The following is a 19,551-nucleotide window of genomic DNA, read 5'->3' as shown; positions in this document are numbered from 1 at the left end:
TTTACGGCAGCGTGACGGCGACATTCTCGCCCTTTTTCCCAAACAGATTCATCCTGCGGCCGTAACCGGCCTCAATCATTGACATTTTGCGCATTGCGGCACCTGCCATGGTCGTCTGTCGCGCATGATTTGCTGGAGTACATCCATGTTCTCGTGGTTTGAAAACCGCCTGAATGCCTATCCGGAAGGCGAGCCGACTTTGCCGCCAAAGGGGCTCTTCGCGTTCTGCTGGCACTATACGAAGCCGGCCTGGCCGTGGCTCTTGCTGCTTGGCCTGTGCTCGGGGCTGATCGCGATTGCGGAAGTGTTTCTCTACCAGTTCCTCGGCAATATCGTTGACTGGCTTTCGGCTGCCGACCGCGCCACCTTCCTGCAGACGGAAGGGCATACGCTGATCGGCGTGGCGGCACTGCTTTTGGTCGGTCTGCCGCTGATCGGCGTGGTGCATACCGTGACGATGCACCAGGTCCTGGCCGGCAATTTCCCGATGATCGCGCGGTGGCAGATGCATCGTTTCCTGCTGCGTCACTCGATGACCTTCTTCGCCAACGAGTTCGCCGGTCGCGTTTCGACCAAGGTGATGCAGACGGCGCTCTCCATCCGCGAGAGCGTGATGAAGATCATCGACGTCTTCATCTATGCGGTGACCTTCTTCGTCTCCATGCTGGCGCTGGTTGCGTCGGTCGACTGGCGGCTCGGCGTGCCGCTGGTGGTCTGGCTCGTCGTCTACGCCCTCATCCTGCGCAACTTCATCCCGAAGCTGCGCCGGCTTTCGAGCGAACAGGCGGATGCCCGCTCGATGATGACCGGGCGGATCGTCGACAGCTATACCAATATCGGCACGGTGAAGCTGTTCTCGCATGCCGGCCGCGAGGAGACCTATGCGCGGGAAGGCATGGACGCCTTCCTCGACACGGTGCATCGCCAGATGCGTCAGATTTCGCTCCTCAACATCTGCGTCGACATCAACAATGCCATCGTTCAGTTTGCCGTTGCCGCCCTCGGCATCTGGTTCTGGCTGAACGGGAATGTCACGGTCGGGGCGATCGCGGTTGCCATCGGGCTTTCCATGCGCATCAACGGCATGTCGCAATGGATCATGTGGGAAGTTGCCGCCCTCTTCGAGAACATCGGCACCGTCTATGACGGCATGGGCATGATGACAAAACCGCATGACATAATCGACGCGCCCAAGGCGAAGGCGCTCACCGCGCCGAAGGGCGAGATCGTCTATGACGGCGTGCGCTTCCATTACGGCAAACAGAAGGGCGTGATCGAAGGCTTCTCGCTGACGATCAAGGCGGGGGAGAAGGTGGGTCTCGTCGGCCGCTCCGGTGCCGGCAAGACGACGCTGATGAACCTGCTCCTGCGCTTCTACGATATCGAGAAGGGCAAGATCCTGGTCGATGGGCAGGATATCTCGCAGGTAAGCCAGGACAGTCTTCGGGCGCTCGTCGGTGTGGTGACGCAGGATACCTCGCTTCTGCACCGCTCGATCCGGGAAAACATCGCTTATGGTCGACCGGAGGCCACCGATGCCGAGGTGATCGAGGCCGCCAAGCGGGCGAATGCCTGGGACTTCATCCAGGCACTCGCCGACCAGCAGGGCCGTGTCGGTCTCGATGCTCATGTCGGCGAACGCGGCGTGAAACTGTCCGGTGGCCAGCGGCAGCGGATCGCGATTGCCCGCGTCTTCCTCAAGGACGCGCCGATCCTGATCCTCGATGAGGCCACGTCTGCGCTCGATTCCGAAGTCGAGGCCGCGATCCAGGAAAGCCTGTTCAAGCTGATCGAGGATAAGACCGTGATCGCGATCGCCCACCGGCTGTCGACGCTGACGCAGATGGACCGGTTGATCGTGCTCGACAAGGGCGTGATCGTCGAGGAAGGGACGCATCAGCAACTGGTGCAGACCGGCGGCATTTATGCGGACCTCTGGAACCGCCAATCGGGCGGCTTCCTGCCGGACCAGACGGATCCGGAGGAGGAGCAGGCGAAGAAGCTTCATGCCGAAGAGGCGGCCAAAGCGCTGGACGAGGCATCTGACGAAGCGGCGGAGTGATCCAGTCCGGCCAATCGCCAGACCAACAAAACGGGGGCAGAAATGCCCCCGTTTTGTTAGGTATTTGTTTTCCATCGCAGATCGGCTTCAGGAGCAAGGCAAGAAATGCCATTTCGCGAGTAAGATTTTATTCACGGGCGGACTGCCACGGAGAGGACCCGAGGGGCATCTTGCTCCAACATCCTTTTCAAGCGCGGATTTCAGTCGTGAAAAAACTCAAGATCAGAACTCTCCTGCCGCTCCTATTCGGCCTCATGGTCGTGGTCTCGCTCGTGCAGGGCGGCATTGCCCTTCATTCCGCTGACGCGCTGAGCGAAGATATCGAAACACTTGGTGGACGTATGGATCGGTCGATCCAGATTGCGGAAATTGAAACATTGCTGGGTGACGTCCGTCGCCTGAATCTCATGATCCTGAACGCCAGCAATGCCGCCGACAAGAGCAAGCTGGTGGACACACTCGCCGTTTCGAGTGAGCAACTCGATGCGGCGATTCAGCGCTTCGACGGCATGATCGTTCTGCCTGAAGTCCGCCAACGTTATGGCGAGTTCAAAGGCCATGTGGAGCAGTATCGCCTGCTCGGACAAAGCTTTATCGAACAGGCACTGAGCTCCAAGCTCTATCAGGCGAAGGACACGATTGCGAAAATGGTTCCGCTCGGCAACGAAGCGGGTGCCGTGCTGCAGGGCATCATCGCGATCAACCGGGACGTTGCGGCGAACGCTCGCATGGAGAGCAGGGCATCGGCCGATGCTGCCTTCTGGCTTTCCGTCGTTGCCGTGGTTTGCGCCGCTCTCATTGCCGCCGCCGCCGCCGTCTTCAGCTTCCTGCGCATCGTTCGCCCGATTTCGGCCATCACCACGTCGATGCACGGGCTGGCGAATGGCGATACAACGACGGAAATTCCCTTCGGTTCGCGGCGCGACGAAATCGGGGAGATGGCAGCCGCTGTCGCCGTGTTCCGCGACAATGCCATCGAGCGCGCGCAGCTCGAGCGCCAGGCCGAGGAAAACCGCTCTCTGAGTGAAGCGGAACGGATGGCACGCGAAGCGCAGAAGGCTGAGGAAGCGGCCGAAGTAAAATTCGCCGTGGACCAACTGGCCGCCGGGCTTCAGCGCCTGTCGGACGGCGATCTCGCCGTCTCGATCGATGCCCGGTTTACCGAGCATCTCGATGCGTTGCGGCTGAACTTCAATCAGTCGGTCGCGCGCCTGCGTCAGGCCATGCAGGCGGTCAACGACAATGCGCGGGCGATCGATGCCGGGGCCAGCGAGATGCTCGCAGCCGCCGATGACCTCTCCAAGCGCACAGAACAGCAGGCGGCCTCCGTGGAGGAGACAGCTGCCGCTCTGGAACAGGTGACCACGGCGGTGAAGGAAAGCTCCGTGCGGGCGGAACACGCCGGAGAACTCGTCAGCCATACGCGAGACGGGGCGGAGCGCTCAGGCGAGGTGGTGCGCCGCGCCGTGGCGGCCATGCAGCAGATCGAAAAGTCGTCCGCTGAAATCTCGAGCATTATCGGCGTCATCGACGAGATCGCTTTCCAGACCAATCTTCTGGCGCTCAATGCGGGGGTTGAGGCTGCTCGCGCGGGGGATGCCGGCAAGGGCTTCGCCGTGGTGGCGCAGGAGGTGCGTGAGCTCGCCCAGCGTTCTGCCAATGCCGCGAAGGAGATCAAGGGTCTGATCAGCGCCTCGGGCCAGCATGTCCGTCACGGTGTCGCCCTTGTCGACGAGACGGGCAAGGCACTCGAGACCATCGTGCGCGAGGTTCAGGAGATCAATCAGAACGTCGCGGCGATCGTCACCTCGGCGCGTGAGCAGTCGACAGGTCTCCAGGAGATCAACATGGCCGTCAACCAGATGGACCAGGGCACGCAGAAGAATGCGGCCATGGTGGAACAGTCGACGGCGGCAAGTCACGGGCTTGCCCAGCAGGCTGCCGCGCTGATGCAGATGATGGCGCAGTTCCGGACGGAAGAGGGTTCGCAGCGTCATGCTCAGGGTCCGCTCTCGGTGGCCCAGCCGACGAGCCAGCCGCAGGCATCACCGGCACGAGCGCTGGGGCGCAAGGTCGCCAATGCGTTCCGCGGCAATGCTGCGCCTGCTGCGGAGTGGTCGGATTTCTGAGCCGGACCAAAGGAGGTCCCGGCACTTCGAACACATGGTAGAGGGAGGCAGCGATGCCTCCCTCTTTCATCTGGCGCCGAGGCAATTCATGGCGCTGATCGTTTCATTCATTGAATTGGCTTGTGTCATGGCCCCCGAGGTCGCTATGCGGGGTGACTTTCGATCACGCGATCACGGGGCGGCATCAGACCGCGATACTTCATGCTGAAATACATAGACTGGGTATGGGCCATTCTGGCCGGCGCGCTGCTTGCCACCATGGTGACCATCAACAGCGGGCTTGCCGCCCATACAACTCCGTTTACCGCCTCCTGGGTGGTGCATGGCGTGGGCGCTGCTGCGGCCTTCGTCCTGCTGATGGCCAATCTCGCCGTCGGTCGCAAGGCGGGTCGGATCAAGATCGCGGCGCGAACACCGCTCTGGAGCTATTTCGGCGGCGCACCGGGTGCCTTTGCCGTGGCCCTCAGCTCCATTGCCGTCAATTCCGAACTCGCGCTGGCCGGTGGCCTGTCTCTGTTGCTTGTCGGGCAGATTCTCTTCGGTCTCCTGTCGGATCAGTTTGGTCTGTTCGGCACGCCGCAGCGCGCACTGAACCGGTTCGACTTCCTGTCGGCGGCCTGCGTGATCGGCGGCAGTGCCCTGCTCATTTTTTCGAAAGGGGTCTGAATGCTTGGCTCCATCGCCATCGCGCTACTTGGAGGCGCCGTCGTCGGAATGAGCCGGTCGATCAACGGCCGCCTGACGATGACAAAGGGACCTTTCGTCGCCTCGGTCTGGAACCACGCGATCGGCTTCCTGCTGTTGAGTGTCTACATCGTCTTCCTCCACCGCGTGGGCTTGCCGCTTCTTGGAGAGACGCCTGCCTTCTTCTTCTTCGGCGGGGTCATCGGCGCCTTCTTCGTGGCAATCAGTTCCTACGTCTTCCCGCGCCTGGGCGCGGCACGTTCGGGCCTTCTGATCATCGGGTCGCAGATGATCACGGGTCTCCTGATCGATTATCTGCGCGGCACTGCGGAGTTTCATCTAGGCCAGCCTGCCGGCGTCGCGCTGATCATATTCGGGATCTATCTGACGCGCTTTTCGCGGTGACCACCCCGCGCGCCCTGGATATGGAGAAATTGTAATTCCGCATCGGCGCCAATTGCTTTGCCATGACGGGTAAACCGCCTATATCGCAAGGCATGTTCCAATCCATCGCACGCCTCTTTGAGAACTGGCTTGATCCCTTCGCGCGGTCCGACGACCTCAGGCCGCCGGAGAAGACCGCTGCCTTCGTCTGGTTTTATGTGCGGCAGGCCAAGTTTGCCTTCCTGCTCATGGCCTTGTTCGGCGGTGCCGTCGCGATGCTGGAGGCGGGGTTGTTCTGGTTCGTCGGGCGGCTGGTCGATCTTCTGGATACCGTGCCGAAGGATACCGGGTGGGATGGGCTGATTGCTGCCCACGGGCTCGAGCTGCTTGCCATGGCCTTGATCGTGCTCATCGGCCGTTTCCTGGTCGTCACGATCGGGGCGCTGGTCGAAGAGCAGGTGATCGTTCTCAACTTCTTCAATCTCGTCCGCTGGCAGGCGCATGTGCATGTCAGCCGCCAGTCGCTCTCCTTCTTCCAGAACGACTTTGCCGGACGGATCGTCACGAAGGTCTGGTCTGCCGGGCAATCGACGGGCGATCTTCTGACCTCGCTCCTCCAGGTCGTCTGGTTCATGGTGATCTACACGGTCTCGACCATGGCGCTGGTTGCGCAACTCGACTGGCGGCTTGCGGCCATCATCGGGTCCTGGGTCGTCATCTTCATGGCTCTTGCCCGCTACTTCGTGCCGAAGATCCGCAAACACGCCAAGGAGACGGCGGAGGCGGCCTCAATGTTGAACGGCCGGCTTGTCGACAGCTATTCGAACATCCAGACACTGAAGCTGTTCGGCCGGGAGCGGCAGAACGATCACTATATCCGCGCGGGTTTCGACCGTTTCCAGGATACGCTCCGGCCCTTTGCACGCCTCCTGACCGGCGTGCGGTCTTCGCTTGCCATCCTGTCGGGTGTGATGATCCTGATGGTCGCGCTGCTCTCCGTCGATCTGTGGTTTGCCGGAGCGGTGACGGCGGGTGGCGTCGCCTTCACGCTCGGTCTCGTGCTCAGGCTCAACATGCTGCTCGGGCGGATGATGACGCAGCTCAACAGCATCATGCGCAACATCGGCACGATCCAGAACTCGGCGGAGCTTGTGGCTAAGCCAATTGGGCTCGTGGATGCCCCGGACGCGAAGACGCTCGCCGTGCGCTCGCCGGAGATCCGTTTCGAGGACGTGACCTTCCATTATGGCCGCAAGAAGGGCGCGATCGACCACCTGACGCTTTCGATCCGACCGGGTGAGAAGGTCGGGATCGTCGGCCGCTCGGGGGCGGGCAAGTCGACGCTGGTCAATCTTCTCCTGCGCTTCTACGACCTCGAAGGGGGCAGGATCCTGATCGACGGGCAAGATATCGCCCAGGCCACCCAGGAGAGCCTGCGCTCACAGATCGGCATGGTCACCCAGGACACGGCACTCCTGCATCGCTCAATCCGCGACAACATCCTGTTCGGCCGCGAAGATGCCGGCGAAGACCGCCTGATCAAGGCGGCGGAACGAGCCGAAGCGCTGGATTTCATCCAGCGTCTGGAAGACCAGCGGGGACGCAAAGGCTTCGATGCCCATGTCGGCGAGCGCGGCGTCAAGTTGTCCGGCGGTCAGCGCCAGCGCATCGCGATTGCCCGCGTCATGCTGAAGGACGCGCCGATCCTGGTGCTGGACGAGGCGACCTCTGCGCTCGACAGCGAGGTGGAGGCGGCGATCCAATCCAATCTCGACCGTCTCATGCAGGGCAAGACGGTGCTTGCCATCGCCCACCGCCTGTCGACGATCGCGGCGCTCGACCGACTGGTCGTGATGGACAAGGGCCGGATCATCGAGGAGGGGACGCATTCGGATTTGGTGGCGCTCGGCGGTCTCTATTCGGAACTCTGGGCGCGCCAGTCGGGCGGCTTTCTCGACACGCGAACCACCGAAACGGTCGGCTGACGGCGCCATCTGCAGGACGGCGGACCGCCACGCCTGTTGCATCGGGGCTTATCGCGCCCGCTGCTTGACAGATGTCATCTACCCTGTCCGCGCCATCTCCCTTCCTGACCTGGGTCAGCCGCAGTGACGCGTGGCTATAAGCCGCATGGGGACAAAGCCAATTTATTCCGCGACATAGTGGCTCCCCCAAGGGGGAAGACTGGACAGATTGGAATATCAAGCTTAGAACGCGCCAATCTGGCGGGGAATCTGTGGCCATGACATGGCCGAACTGTGATTCCCGCTGCGGGGGCAAATGCGGTTTGTCGCAGGATTGCGAAGAGGAAAAAGTGACCGTGAGCGAACACGAGACGACGACTGAACATGCGGGCGAGCCTACGCGCCGCGATTTTCTCTACATGGTGACCGGCATGGCCGGAGCGGTTGGTGCGGTTTCGGTCGCCTGGCCCTTCATCGACCAAATGCGCCCGGATGCCTCGACGCTCGCGCTCGCTTCGATCGAAGTGGACGTGTCGGCGCTCGAGCCGGGCATGTCGCTGACCGTCAAGTGGCGCGGCAAGCCGGTTTTCATCCGTAACCGCACCGACAAGGAAGTCGAAGAAGGCAAGGCTGTTGCTCTCGCCGACCTCAAGGATCCGGTTGCCCGCAACGCCAACATCGATCCGACGGCAGAAGCGACCGACGTCGCCCGTTCCGCCGGCGAGGGCAAGGAAAACTGGATCGTCATGATCGGTTCCTGCACCCATCTCGGTTGCGTGCCGCTCGGTCAGGCCGGCGATTTCGGTGGCTGGTTCTGTCCCTGCCACGGTTCGCACTACGATACGGCCGGCCGTATCCGTAAGGGTCCGGCGCCCGCGAACCTCGCTGTTCCGACCTATGGCTTCGTTTCCGATACTGTGATCAAGATCGGCTGAGGGGATAAGACAATATGAGTGGCCATTCCAGTTACCAGCCGTCCACCGGCGTTGAAAAGTGGATCGACGCGCGCCTGCCGCTGCCGCGCCTCGTCTATGACAGCTTTGTCGCCTATCCGGTTCCCCGCAACCTGAACTATGCCTACACCTTCGGCGCCATGCTCTCGGTGATGCTCATCGTGCAGATCCTGACCGGCGTCGTGCTCGCCATGCATTATGCCGCTGAAACGACGGTTGCCTTCAACTCCGTCGAAAAGATCATGCGCGACGTCAACAATGGTTGGCTGCTGCGCTACATGCATGCCAACGGCGCGTCGTTCTTCTTCATCGCCGTCTATCTGCACATTGCTCGTGGTCTCTACTACGGTTCCTACAAGGCGCCGCGCGAAATCCTCTGGATTCTCGGCGTTGTCATCTTCCTGCTGATGATGGCAACGGCGTTCATGGGCTATGTTCTGCCCTGGGGTCAGATGTCCTTCTGGGGCGCGACCGTCATCACCGGCTTCTTTACCGCCTTCCCCTGGGTCGGCGAGTGGATCCAGCAGTTCCTGCTCGGTGGCTTCGCCGTTGACAATCCGACGCTGAACCGCTTCTTCGCGCTGCATTACCTGCTGCCGTTCATGATCGCCGGCGTCGTCATCCTGCACGTCTGGGCGCTGCACGTCACCGGTCAGACCAACCCGACCGGCGTCGAAGTCAAGTCCAAGACCGATACCGTCGCGTTCACGCCTTATGCGACGCTCAAGGACGCCTTCGGCGTGTCGGTCTTCCTTTTGGTCTTCGCCTGGTTCGTCTTCTACATGCCGAACTATCTCGGCCATCCGGACAACTACATTCCGGCTGACGCCCTGAAGACGCCTGCCCATATCGTTCCGGAATGGTACTTCCTGCCGTTCTACGCCATGCTGCGCGCGATCACCTTCAACATCGGCCCGATCGACTCGAAGCTCGGTGGCGTTCTGGTGATGTTCGGTGCGATCATCGTCCTGTTCTTCCTGCCCTGGCTCGATACGTCGAAGGTTCGCTCGGCCGTGTACCGCCCCTGGTACAAGCTGTTCTTCTGGGTCTTCGTTGCCAACTCGATCCTGCTCGGCTGGCTTGGCGCCATGCCGGCGGAAGGCTCCGGTCTGTTCGGCCTCCTGTTCCGCGGCGAGTTCGTCGGCAACTATGTCGGTTATTCGCAGCTCGGTACCGCCTATTACTTCGGCTTCTTCCTCGTGATCATGCCGTTGCTGGGTCTGTTCGAGACGCCGAAGCGCATCCCGAACTCGATCACCGAGGCGGTTCTCGAAAAGAGCGGCAAGTCCGCCGCTGTCCAAGCCTGATTGCGCGAGAGAGGGAAACAAGAACAATGAAGAAGCTTCTCACGAGCATCGCGCTCATCGCTTCGATGGCCGGCTTTGCCGGCCACGCTTCGGCCGCTGAAGAGGGCGCCGCCCTCGAGCATGCGGTCGAGCATGCCGCCAAGAGCGGTCACTACCCGATCCTCAAGCCCAAGGAAATGGACTGGAGCTTCGCCGGCCCCTTCGGCACCTATGACAAGGGCCAGCTGCAGCGCGGCCTGAAGATCTACAAGGAAGTCTGTTCTGCCTGCCATTCGATGAAGCTTGTCTCCTTCCGCACGCTGGAAGAGCTGGGCTATTCGGAAGAACAGGTGAAGGCTTTCGCGGGCGAATACGAAGTGCAGGACGGCCCGAACGCCGACGGCGAGATGTACACCCGCAAGGCTGTGCCGTCCGACTACTTCCCGTCGCCGTTCCCGAACAAGGAAGCAGCCGCTGCCGCCAACAATGGTGCAGCTCCGCCGGACTTCTCGCTGATCGCCAAGGCGCGCGGCGTGACCCGCGGGTTCCCGCAGTTCGTGTTCGACATCTTCACTCAGTACCAGCAGGGCGGCCCGGACTATATCCATGCGCTGCTGACCGGGTACCAGGAACCGCCGGAAGGCGTGACCGTTGCTGAAGGCACGCACTTCAACCCGTATTTCGTCAGTGCTGCGGCTCTCGCCATGGCGCCGCCGCTGTCGGATGGTCAGGTGACCTATGACGACGGCACGCCGGAGACGCTGGACCAGTATTCCCAGGACGTGGCTGCGTTCCTGATGTGGGCCGCCGAGCCGCATCTGGAAGAGCGCAAGCGCATGGGCTTTATGGTCATGGTCTTCCTCGCCATCTTCACGGCGCTGATCTACCTGACGAAGAAGTCGGTCTACGCGAACAAGGAACATTGATCGAATACGATCGGTCGAATTCGGAAAAGGCGGTCTTCGGGCCGCCTTTTTTGTTGGGAGGGCCCGCCGATCTTGGTATGGTCCGCGCAACTTCTCTTTCCCCGATATCCGGATGCTCAATGACCAAGATTTCTTCTGACCTGACCAATTCCATTCGCTCCATTCCGGACTACCCGAAGCCCGGGATCATCTTCCGCGACATCACCACGCTGCTCGGCGATGCGCGGGCGTTCCGGCGGGCGGTCGATGAGCTGGTGCAGCCTTATGTGGGGCTGAAGGTCGACAAGATCGCGGGTATGGAAGCACGCGGCTTCATCCTGGGTGGAGCGGTTGCGCACCAGCTGTCGGCCGGCTTCGTGCCGATCCGCAAGAAGGGCAAGCTGCCGCATGAAACGGTCCGGATCGCCTATAGCCTGGAATACGGCGTCGACGAGATGGAAATCCATATGGATGCGGTCAAGCCCGGCGAGAAGGTGATCCTGGTCGACGACCTGATTGCGACCGGCGGTACGGCTGTCGGTGCCGTGCAGTTGCTGCGCCAGATCGGTGCCGATGTCGTTTCGGCCTGCTTCGTCATCGATCTGCCGGAGCTCGGCGGCCGCAAGAAGCTCGAAGCGCTCGGGGTCGAAGTGCGCACGCTGGTGGAATTCGAGGGGCACTGAGCCCCTCGACGGACCGGCCGCCACTTGGCCGGTGCTCTTTGTGCTCGCCTAGCGTTGCGCCAGGGCGAGTTTTCCCGCCATCACGAGAAATCCGCCGGACAGGAGGCGGTTGACGGCGCGCATCCTGCGGGGGCGTGTGACGAGCCCCTGTCGCATGCCTGATGCGGCGACACCGTAGAGCGCGAATACGACGAAAGTCACGGCCATGAAGACGAGGCTCAGAAGGGTCATCGTGACAAGGGGTGCTGGGTCTGCCGGCGTGACGAATTGTGGCAGGAAGGCGAGGAAGAACAGCGAGAGCTTGGGGTTCAGGAGGTTGATCAGCACCGCCTTGCGGATGATCCGCCAGGCCTCCTGGCGCGGCTCAGCTGCGGGATCGGCCGCAAGGCCGCTGCGCCACAGCCCGATCGCCATCCAGACGAGATAGGCGATGCCGGCATAGCGGATGGCCTCGAAGAGCCGGGGCTCGGCGGCGACGAGGGCGGCCAGGCCGAGGGCGGCGGCCAGCATGTGCGGGATGATGCCGAGCGTGCAGCCAAAGGCGGCGATGATCGCGCTGCGGCGGCCGCCGCCAAGGGCTGCTGCCAGCGTACAGAGCGCGCCCGTGCCTGGCGTCGCGACGATGATCAATGTGGTCAGAAGGAAGTCGAGGGTCATGCAGTGTCTCCTGCGGTTTGCGGGAGAGACTGTGTGCGGTTCAGAACTTGCGGTCTTGTACAGGATTGCAGCGCAGCCAGGCGCTGCGGTAGGCGCCGGGTGTGAGGCCGAAGCGGCGGCGGAATTCGCGGTGCATGTGGCTCTGGTCGACATAGCCGCAGGCGGCTGCGACCTCTGCCGGGGCCATGCCTTCCGCCAGCAGGCGCCGGCTGAGGAGCGCGCGGCGCTGCATGTGATAGGCATGCGGCGTCAGCCCCGTGTGGCGGAGGAAGGCGCGGATGAGCTGGAAGCGGCTCAAGCCCGCCTCACGGGCGAGAGCCTGCAGATCTGCGGCGTCGGCAGGATCGACGTCCAGGCGATGGCGAGCACGACGGATCGAGTCCGGTAGGGGGAGCGGCGCGACCGCGCGGCGGCTCAGGGTCTTGCCGAGGAGCAGGACGAGTGCTTCCTGGAAGGTCTCAGCATCGGCTGAGGCATCCTCATCGTCCAGCCGGTGATGGAGGAATGAGAGCAGGGCGCAGATCGCCGGATCGGCGAAGACGGGAAACTGGAATTCCAGGTCCGTCGTGGTCGAGGCGAGGTCTGACAGACAGTCCGCGACGAGATCCGGTGTGATGTAGAGCATGTGCCAGCTGCGGGCTGTCCGGCCGAGCGGGGCGCCGTCATGCACTTCGCCGGGGTTGACGGTGATCAGCTGGCCCGCTTCCGCCTCGACCTGGCCGCGGCCGGAGGCCGAGATCTGGCCGCCCGCGGTCAAAAAACCGATGCCATAGGTATCGTGCGTGTGTTTGGAAAAGACATGGGCGCTCGTGGCCGAGACCGCTTCCAGGCCGGCAAGGGGTGTCGGATGGAAGCGGAAGTCGACCATGGCAGTCAGCCGGCGAGGGCGGCGGTGATATCCGCCTTAAGGTCGGCGGGTGCCGTGCGTGGCGAATAGCGGGCGATCGGCTTGCCGTCGCGGCCGATGAGGAATTTCGCGAAGTTCCAGCCGATTTCCTGGCCCTGTTCGCTCCCCGGCGTTTCCGCCTTCAGATAGGCGTAGAGCGGGTGCGTGCCGGATCCGTTGACCTCGATCTTGGCGAAGAGCGGGAACGTCACGGCGAATTGGGTTTCACAGAAGAGGGCGATTTCCTTTTCCGTGCCGGGTTCCTGGGCGCCGAACTGGTTGCAGGGGAAGCCGAGGACGACGAGATCGGGGTGGGTCTTGTAGAGGGCTTCCAGCCCTTCGTATTGCGGGGTCAGGCCGCAGGCACTTGCAGTGTTGACGATCAGCAGCACCTTGCCGGCGTAGTCGCTCAGGCTGCGCTCGGTGCCGTCGATGGTGGTCATGGTGAAGTCGTGCACGGTCATTCAGCTTGCTCCTCGTCGGGGAAAAATTCGATCAGATTGCTTTTGAAACGCAGCACGGGTTCGCCGTTCTGGTTGACGCCTTCGGAGAGGGCGGAATTCAGGATGTAGCGATGGCGGCCCTGGACGGTGCGGCTGTCGATCGGGGTCATGAAGAAGGTGATCGTATCGCCGGCATAGACCGGTTTCAGCCATTGCAGCTCGGCAAAGCCGGGGGACGGGCCGAGCTTCGGCGGGGCGATCCCCTCCGCCTGCAGCCGCGTAATCTCGCGCGTGATGAAGCCGATGAAGCTCTTCATCCAATTGGCGCAGGTGTGCCAGCCGGAGGCGCAGAGCGCGCCGAAGACATAGGCCTTCGCGGCCTCGGGGTCGACATGGAAGGGCTGGGGGTCGAATTTTTCGGCAAAGCGGATGATGTCGTCTGCCGTGAAGGTGACCGAGCCAAGTTCGAGCCGAGTGCCGGCGGGGTAGATGTCCAGCAGCTTCATGCCGACACCTCCACGGCTTCGCGGCGACGGACCATGACGGCGTTGCGGGCCTTCAGCACGGTTTCGCCGCGCTGGTTCTTCAATTCATGACCGAAGGTGACGATGCCGAGATGCGGTCGCGAGCGCATGACGCGGGTTTCCTCGACCACCGACTGGCCGGAGAGCGTGTCGCCTGCCAGCACGGGCTTCCGCCACTGCATGAATTCGATGCCGGGCGCGCCTTCGGAGGCGGCTTTCAGTACATAGGCGTCGATCATCAGGCGCATGAAGAGGCTGGACGTATGCCAGCCGGAGGCGGAGAGGCCGCCGAGAATGCTCGCCTTGCCGGCTTCTTCGGAGAGATGCATGGGCTGCGGATCGAATTCGCGGGCGAATTCGATGATCTCCTCGGCGGTGACCAGGCGTGGTCCAAGCGCAAAGCTGCGGCCCTCGGTAAAGTCCTCGTAGTGAAGCCTGTCATCCTGCATGCAACATGTTCTCCAACGCACTGCCAGTGGCTATGGTCATAAGCGGGAATCGTGAGGTGGTCCATGGTGGGTTGGACAGATCAGGCCGGCTTTCTCTCCGGCATCGACGCGGAAGCGAGGCTGGAGCTTCAGGCGCTGAAACCGGTGCATGTGCCGGTTCGCACCACGCTGTTTCGACCGGGGGATGCGGCGCAAGCCTTCGTGCTCCTGCTTTCGGGCAAAATCGGCGTCTATCTCAATGGTCGGAGCGGGCGCGAACTGCTGCTCTATTCCGTTACACCCGGCGAGACCTGTGTGCAGACAACACTTGGCGTTCTCGGCGGTGCGCTCTATTCGGGCGAGGCGGTCGCCGAAAGCGATCTCGTGGCGGTGATGGTGCCGCCTGCCATGGTGGAGCGGCTGATTGCCCAGTCTGCCGGTTTCCGACACTTCGTTTTCAAGGCTTTTGCCGACCGGCTAAGCGATCTGATGTTCGTGCTCGAACAGGTGGCCTTCGTGAAGGTCGAGCAGCGGCTTGCACATGCGCTGCTGGAGCGTGGCGACGGGGAGGGCAGGGTCGCGCTGACGCATCAGGAGCTGGCGGTCGTAATCGGTACGGCACGCGAAGTGGTATCGCGGCGGCTGGAGGCGCTGGCCTCCAAGGGCGTGGTGGCGAACGAGCGCGGTGAGATCCGGATCGTCGACCGCAGTGAAATGGCGCGCATGGCAAAGGCAGCCGAATCCTGAGAAGTTCTTCATTCCGGTGACTTAGTCACGGACGGGGACGGCTCGGAGGCCTAAACTCGCCCTATCGTTAGATCAACGGAGGGAAAAATCATGTTTGCCAAGAATGTCGGCGGTCTCGACCGCGTCCTGCGCATCGTTGCCGGGCTCGTGCTCCTGTCGCTCTTCTTCATCTATCCGGGCGCATGGTGGCGCTACTACACGCTGATCGGGGTGGTGCCGCTCTTGACCGGCCTGATGTCGAGCTGCCCGCTCTATTCGATCCTCGGCCTCTCAACCTGCCCGGTGAAACGGGTCTGAGGCTTTCCACCTCCCTAAAACGCAAAAAGGCCGCGAGGGATCGCGGCCTTTCGTCGTTCGCCTTGTCGCGCTTCAGGTGTTGAAGCGGAAGTGGATGACGTCGCCGTCATGCACGACATATTCCTTGCCTTCGTCGCGGCCTTTGCCGGCTTCCTTGGCGCCGACTTCGCCCTTGTAGGCGATGTAGTCGTCATAGGAGATGGTGAAGGCGCGGATGAAGCCGCGTTCGAAATCGGTGTGGATGACGCCGGCTGCGGCCGGTGCCTTGGTGCCGCGGACGATGGTCCAGGCGCGGCATTCCTTCGGGCCGACGGTGAAATAGGTGATCAGGTCCAGGAGGTGATAACCGGCGCGGATCAGGCGGTCGAGGCCGGCTTCGTCTAGGCCGAGGGCCGAGAGGAACTCGGTCGCTTCCTCTTCCGGCAGCTGGGCGACTTCTGCTTCGATGGCAGCCGAGATGATGACGCATTCGGCGCCCTGTTCGGCGGCCATCTTGGCGACGGCTTCGGTGTGCTTGTTGCCGGTTGCGGCATCACCTTCGGCGACGTTGCAGACATAGAGGACCGGATGCGAGGTCAGAAGGTTCAGACCCTTGAGGATCTCGATTTCTTCCGGGGCCAGCGTCTTCAACAGCAGTCGGGCGGGTTTGCCGTCCTGCAGGAGCTTGACCACCTGTTCCATGATCGGCAGTTGGGCGACCGAATCCTTGTCCTTGGAGGCTGCGCGCTTGCGGGTCTGCTCGACGCGGCGCTCCAGGCTTTCGAGGTCGGCGAGCATCAGCTCGGTCTCGATCGTGTCGGCATCGCCGACCGGGTCGATCTTGCCTTCGACATGGGTGATGTCATCGTCTTCGAAGCAGCGCAGCACGTGAACCACGGCATCGACTTCGCGGATGTTGGCGAGGAACTTGTTGCCGAGGCCTTCGCCCTTCGAGGCGCCGCGCACGAGGCCGGCGATGTCGACGAAGGAGATGCGGGTCGGGATGATTTCCTTGGAGCCGGCGATGTCGGCGAGCTTCTTCATGCGCGGATCGGGAACGGCCACTTCACCGGTGTTCGGTTCGATCGTGCAGAAGGGGTAGTTCGCTGCCTGGGCGGCTGCCGTCTTGGTCAGCGCGTTGAAAAGAGTGGACTTGCCGACATTCGGCAGCCCGACGATACCGCATTTGAAGCCCATGGCTCTCTATACCTGTTCGGGATGGATTTTCGTTGCCCACGCCTATGGGGTATAGGAGGGATATGGTCAAGTGTTACGGGCCTGAGAGGCCCTGAAGTTGCCGGAGGATGCATGGCGAAGGATACGGTGCTGACGCCGAAGACGGAGACCAAGCCGAAGGTGGAAAAGCCGCGGCTCTACAAGGTCATCCTGCACAATGACGATTATACCCCGCGCGAATTCGTCACCATCGTGTTGAAGGTGGTGTTCCGGATGAGCGAGGAGACGGGCAACCGCGTCATGATGACGGCGCATCGGTTCGGCTCGGCGGTGGTCGTCGTCTGCACGCGGGAGATTGCCGAAACGAAGATTGCTGAGGCCATGGATCTCGCCAAGGAGGCGGGCATGCCGCTGTTGTTTACGGCGGAGCCGGAGGAATGAGGACGCGGGATATTTGCGTCGTCCTGTCGGATCGAGGAACGCGCGTCGGGATATCCCCCTCTGTCACTGCGTGACATCTCCCCCACACGGGGGGAGAGCAAAGCTTTGCGTTTGTCTCAGCGCTAGTTGCTTCAAGAGATATTGAAGGCCGCCGTATTGGTCGGGGCGAGGCCGACGGTTGATCAGGATGCCGGCGGAATTCGCGCAATCACCTTGATTTCAAAATCGAAGCCGGCGAGCCAGTTGACGCCTATTGCCGTCCAGTTCGGATAGGGCTGGGCGGGGAAGATTTCCGACTTGACCTTCATGATCGTCTCGAACTGTTTTTCCGGGTCCGTGTGAAAACTTGTGACGTCAACGAGGTCGGCGAAGGTGCAGCCGGCGGCGGTGAGCGTCGCTTCGAGATTGGCGAAGGCGCGGCGAACCTGAGCTTCGAAATCCGGCTCGGGTGTGCCGTCCGGACGGCTGCCCACCTGGCCGGAGACGAAGAGCATGTCGCCGCTGCGGATGGCAGCGGAATAGCCGTGCGCTTCGTAGAGGGCGTGCCGATCGGCAGGGAAGACGGGGGTCGGGCGTGTCATTTGGGCTCCTTTCGGGCATGCGGCGCCACTCCGACCCGAGGCTCCGGGCCGGCGAAATGCCGCTTGGCTGTCATGCAATGATTTCATATACGTTGCGTATGCATGACTACAGGCATACGCGACGTATGTCAAATCCGCATACGCGGCGTATGTAAAATTTGGAGGGCGCCGTGAAACGAACGCGGTCTGAGAGCATGGCGGAAAATCGGGGCAAGCTGATCGCAGCGGCCCGCAGGGCCTTTGCGGACAAGGGCTTTGCAGATGCCTCCATGGATGCGCTCACCGCAGAGGCGGGGCTGACGCGTGGTGCGCTCTACCACAATTTCGGGGACAAGCGGGGCTTGTTCGCTGCGGTGGTCGACCAGATCGATACCGAGATGGCCGAAAAAGCCAAGGCGCGCGGTGCTGCGGCGGGCACGGGATGGGATGCGCTTCTTGCCGAAGGGGCCGCTTTCATCGAGATGGCGCTCGATCCGGAAGTGCAGCGGATCGTGCTGCTCGACGGGCCCGCGGTGCTGGGCGATCCGTCGCGTTGGCCAAGCCAGAATTCCTGTCTGCAGGTGACCCGGCAGGCGATCGAGACGCTGATGGGGGAGGGCGTGTTGAAGCCGGTGGATGCGGAAGCCGCAGCTCGGCTGATCAGCGGTGCGGCTCTCAACGCCGCGATGTGGATCGCCGCCAGCAACGAGCCGGAAACCGTTCTTCCCAAGGCGCAACAGGCGTTTCGCCTGCTGGTCGACGGATTGCTCGCGCGTCGCTGAGACAGCATGCACGGCAGTTCGTGACCATCAAGCGATCGGCCCTCAATCCCCCTTCGGGCCAAACAGCTTCTTCAGCATATCGGCCATCGGCCCCGTTTCCGGCAGCTTTTTCGGCTGCTGCAGGTTGCCGCGCGCCTGGCGGATGTGGGACTGGGCTGCGGGCTTGGCGGGTTTGGGCGCCTTGGCGGGTTTGTCCTCTTCCGGCTTCGAGCCGGTCGCCAGTGCCAGCTTGTTGAGGAGCTGGGAATCCTCGCCCCGCACCAGCATGTCGGCATTGTCGGCGAGGGCTTCGAGGAGCGGATCGAGCCATTCGGCGTCGAGCTTGCCGAAGTCACCGAGCACATGACCCTGGACGCGGGACTTGTCGCCGGGATGGCCGATGCCGAGGCGCAGGCGGCGGTAATTCTGGCCGCAATGGGCGTCGAGCGACTTGATGCCGTTGTGGCCGCCATGGCCGCCGCCGGTCTTGATGCGGGCCTTGCCGGGCAGGAGATCGAGCTCGTCATAGATGGCGGTGATCGCTTCCGGGCCGAGCTTGTAGAAGCGCATGGCCTCGCCGACGCTTTCGCCCGACAGGTTCATGAAGGTCTGCGGCTTGATCAGCAGAACCTTTTCCTCAGCGATCGTTCCCTCGGATATCTCGGCCTTGAACTTTTTTGCCCAGGGCGAAAAGCCGTGACGCGCCTTGATGGCGTCCACGGCCATGAAGCCGATATTGTGGCGGTTGCGCTCGTATTTCGACCCGGGATTGCCGAGCCCTGCCAGGATGATCATCGTGTGTCCCGTTTCTCAGACTGGGCTTTCCCCACCGCGAAACGGCACCGATGTCAAGGGTTCGCAGCCACTTCCGGCAGTTTTGCCTTGTCGAGGCCGTAGCTTGCGAGGATCTTTGCCTGCGTGCCGTCGGCGATCAGGCCATCAAGGGCGACCTGCATGCGCTGCCTCAGCTCGTCGGGAAAATCCGCATGGCAGGCGATCGAAAAGGTCTGCTGGGTGAAGATGAACTTGAATTCGATCGGCTCGCCAGACTTTTCGAGGGCGACGTAGTGCTGCTCATCGAGCGGCATCAGGTCGATCCGTCCGCTTTCGAGCTTTTTGAGGTTGAGCTTGATGTCGCTTGCCAGGTCGATCTTGGTGAAGCCCTGCTCCTTGAGCAAGGTTTCCGTGTAATCGTCGCGCTGGGTGCCGACGGTGTAGTCCTTCGCCTGATCGATGGTCTTCACATCGATGCCGCTTCCCTTGCGACCGACCATGAGGTTCCGGCCGATCGCGAGAGGCTCGATCCAGGTGAATCGCCCGTCGCGTTCGGGGATATGGGCTGTTGTGAAGACGCAGTGCATCGGCGTGGTTTCGGCGAGTGCAATCGCCCGTGCCCAGGGCATCATCTCGATCGAGTAGGGCACGCCGATCTTTTTCATCATCAGCAACACCTGATCGTAGCCCGCGCCCCTGATCTGTTCTCCTTCGCGGAAATTGTAGGGCGGATAGTCTTCCGTGGTGAAATGGACGGCTTCGGCGGCGGCGAGCGGTGTTGCCGCCAGGGACAGCAGGATGGCAAGCACTTTCATGGCGGTTCCCTCC

Annotated in this window: 22 protein-coding genes; 13 read left to right on the top strand and 9 right to left on the bottom strand. The window is 62.2% G+C overall.

What is annotated here, in order from left to right; all coding sequences use genetic code 11:
- The first annotated feature begins 145 nt into the window (after positions 1-145).
- The 9 genes from ACT53S_RS09760 (at position 146) to ACT53S_RS09720 (ending at position 11,050) form a co-directional block, all read left to right on the top strand.
- The gene (locus ACT53S_RS09760; protein ID WP_476066821.1) at positions 146-2,062 is read left to right on the top strand and encodes an ABC transporter ATP-binding protein; all 1,917 of its coding nucleotides are present in this window, start codon (positions 146-148) and stop codon (positions 2,060-2,062) included.
- A 206-nt stretch (positions 2,063-2,268) separates the two neighbouring features.
- A complete protein-coding gene (locus ACT53S_RS09755; protein WP_476066820.1) occupies positions 2,269-4,191 on the top strand; it encodes a HAMP domain-containing methyl-accepting chemotaxis protein in 1,923 nt (640 codons plus the stop codon).
- A gap of 201 nt (positions 4,192-4,392) precedes the next feature.
- Positions 4,393-4,857, top strand: a complete 465-nt coding sequence (locus ACT53S_RS09750) for a DMT family transporter (RefSeq protein ID WP_476066819.1) — start codon at positions 4,393-4,395, stop codon at positions 4,855-4,857.
- The gene (locus ACT53S_RS09745) at positions 4,858-5,280 is read left to right on the top strand and encodes a DMT family transporter (protein WP_142067888.1); all 423 of its coding nucleotides are present in this window, start codon (positions 4,858-4,860) and stop codon (positions 5,278-5,280) included.
- A gap of 92 nt (positions 5,281-5,372) precedes the next feature.
- On the top strand, positions 5,373-7,244 hold the full coding sequence (locus ACT53S_RS09740; RefSeq protein WP_476066818.1) for an ABC transporter ATP-binding protein: 1,872 nt from the start codon (positions 5,373-5,375) through the stop codon (positions 7,242-7,244).
- Between the two features lie 335 nt (positions 7,245-7,579).
- The gene (petA, locus tag ACT53S_RS09735; RefSeq protein ID WP_113375577.1) at positions 7,580-8,158 is read left to right on the top strand and encodes a ubiquinol-cytochrome c reductase iron-sulfur subunit; all 579 of its coding nucleotides are present in this window, start codon (positions 7,580-7,582) and stop codon (positions 8,156-8,158) included.
- A 14-nt stretch (positions 8,159-8,172) separates the two neighbouring features.
- A complete protein-coding gene (locus ACT53S_RS09730) occupies positions 8,173-9,483 on the top strand; it encodes a cytochrome b N-terminal domain-containing protein (protein ID WP_113375346.1) in 1,311 nt (436 codons plus the stop codon).
- A gap of 26 nt (positions 9,484-9,509) precedes the next feature.
- The gene (locus tag ACT53S_RS09725) at positions 9,510-10,388 is read left to right on the top strand and encodes a cytochrome c1 (RefSeq protein WP_113375347.1); all 879 of its coding nucleotides are present in this window, start codon (positions 9,510-9,512) and stop codon (positions 10,386-10,388) included.
- Positions 10,389-10,507: 119 nt separating this feature from the next.
- Positions 10,508-11,050, top strand: coding sequence for an adenine phosphoribosyltransferase (locus ACT53S_RS09720; RefSeq protein ID WP_142067891.1), 543 nt, complete (start codon positions 10,508-10,510; stop codon positions 11,048-11,050).
- A 48-nt stretch (positions 11,051-11,098) separates the two neighbouring features.
- Here the strand turns inward: ACT53S_RS09720 and ACT53S_RS09715 are convergent, their stop codons facing one another.
- Genes ACT53S_RS09715 through ACT53S_RS09695 form a run of 5 tightly spaced genes read right to left on the bottom strand, consistent with a single transcriptional unit; the run spans position 11,099 to position 14,009 of the window.
- Positions 11,099-11,707, bottom strand: a complete 609-nt coding sequence (locus ACT53S_RS09715) for a LysE family translocator (protein ID WP_476066817.1) — start codon at positions 11,705-11,707, stop codon at positions 11,099-11,101.
- 40 nt (positions 11,708-11,747) lie between these two features.
- Complete coding sequence (locus tag ACT53S_RS09710; RefSeq protein WP_476066816.1) at positions 11,748-12,575, bottom strand: AraC family transcriptional regulator; 828 nt, start codon at positions 12,573-12,575, stop codon at positions 11,748-11,750.
- Positions 12,576-12,580: 5 nt separating this feature from the next.
- Positions 12,581-13,057, bottom strand: coding sequence for a glutathione peroxidase (locus ACT53S_RS09705; protein WP_113375351.1), 477 nt, complete (start codon positions 13,055-13,057; stop codon positions 12,581-12,583).
- On the bottom strand, positions 13,054-13,542 hold the full coding sequence (locus ACT53S_RS09700; RefSeq protein ID WP_113375352.1) for a MaoC/PaaZ C-terminal domain-containing protein: 489 nt from the start codon (positions 13,540-13,542) through the stop codon (positions 13,054-13,056). Before ACT53S_RS09700 ends, ACT53S_RS09705 begins: the two co-directional genes overlap by 4 nt.
- A complete protein-coding gene (locus tag ACT53S_RS09695; RefSeq protein WP_476066815.1) occupies positions 13,539-14,009 on the bottom strand; it encodes a MaoC family dehydratase in 471 nt (156 codons plus the stop codon). Before ACT53S_RS09695 ends, ACT53S_RS09700 begins: the two co-directional genes overlap by 4 nt.
- A 63-nt stretch (positions 14,010-14,072) precedes the next feature.
- On the opposite strand from ACT53S_RS09695, the gene ACT53S_RS09690 reads away from it, so the two are divergent.
- Positions 14,073-14,735, top strand: a complete 663-nt coding sequence (locus ACT53S_RS09690; protein WP_476066814.1) for a Crp/Fnr family transcriptional regulator — start codon at positions 14,073-14,075, stop codon at positions 14,733-14,735.
- 90 nt (positions 14,736-14,825) lie between these two features.
- Positions 14,826-15,032 carry a YgaP family membrane protein gene (locus ACT53S_RS09685; protein ID WP_476066813.1) on the top strand — a complete coding sequence of 69 codons (207 nt, stop codon included), beginning with the start codon at positions 14,826-14,828 and terminating at the stop codon, positions 15,030-15,032.
- A 72-nt stretch (positions 15,033-15,104) separates the two neighbouring features.
- Here ACT53S_RS09685 and ychF read toward each other — a convergent pair whose 3' ends face one another.
- Positions 15,105-16,208 carry a redox-regulated ATPase YchF gene (ychF, locus tag ACT53S_RS09680; protein ID WP_110790915.1) on the bottom strand — a complete coding sequence of 368 codons (1,104 nt, stop codon included), beginning with the start codon at positions 16,206-16,208 and terminating at the stop codon, positions 15,105-15,107.
- 111 nt (positions 16,209-16,319) lie between these two features.
- On the opposite strand from ychF, the gene clpS reads away from it, so the two are divergent.
- Positions 16,320-16,628: an ATP-dependent Clp protease adapter ClpS gene (clpS, locus tag ACT53S_RS09675; RefSeq protein WP_113375356.1), complete on the top strand. Its 309-nt coding sequence runs from the start codon at positions 16,320-16,322 to the stop codon at positions 16,626-16,628.
- A gap of 182 nt (positions 16,629-16,810) precedes the next feature.
- Here the strand turns inward: clpS and ACT53S_RS09670 are convergent, their stop codons facing one another.
- Positions 16,811-17,209 carry a RidA family protein gene (locus ACT53S_RS09670; RefSeq protein WP_476066812.1) on the bottom strand — a complete coding sequence of 133 codons (399 nt, stop codon included), beginning with the start codon at positions 17,207-17,209 and terminating at the stop codon, positions 16,811-16,813.
- 194 nt (positions 17,210-17,403) lie between these two features.
- Between ACT53S_RS09670 and ACT53S_RS09665 the strand changes: the two genes are divergently transcribed.
- Positions 17,404-17,970, top strand: coding sequence for a TetR/AcrR family transcriptional regulator (locus ACT53S_RS09665; protein ID WP_476066811.1), 567 nt, complete (start codon positions 17,404-17,406; stop codon positions 17,968-17,970).
- A 42-nt stretch (positions 17,971-18,012) separates the two neighbouring features.
- Here the strand turns inward: ACT53S_RS09665 and pth are convergent, their stop codons facing one another.
- Together pth and ACT53S_RS09655 are read right to left on the bottom strand one after the other, a co-directional pair.
- The gene (pth, locus tag ACT53S_RS09660; RefSeq protein ID WP_476066810.1) at positions 18,013-18,744 is read right to left on the bottom strand and encodes an aminoacyl-tRNA hydrolase; all 732 of its coding nucleotides are present in this window, start codon (positions 18,742-18,744) and stop codon (positions 18,013-18,015) included.
- 53 nt (positions 18,745-18,797) lie between these two features.
- Positions 18,798-19,538: a substrate-binding periplasmic protein gene (locus tag ACT53S_RS09655; protein WP_476066809.1), complete on the bottom strand. Its 741-nt coding sequence runs from the start codon at positions 19,536-19,538 to the stop codon at positions 18,798-18,800.
- Positions 19,539-19,551: the final 13 nt, after the last annotated feature.

This window comes from Allorhizobium sp. DMC15 (assembly GCF_056314065.1).
Note: the sequence above shows the minus strand (reverse complement) of the source record. Positions and strands in the feature narration are given on the sequence as shown.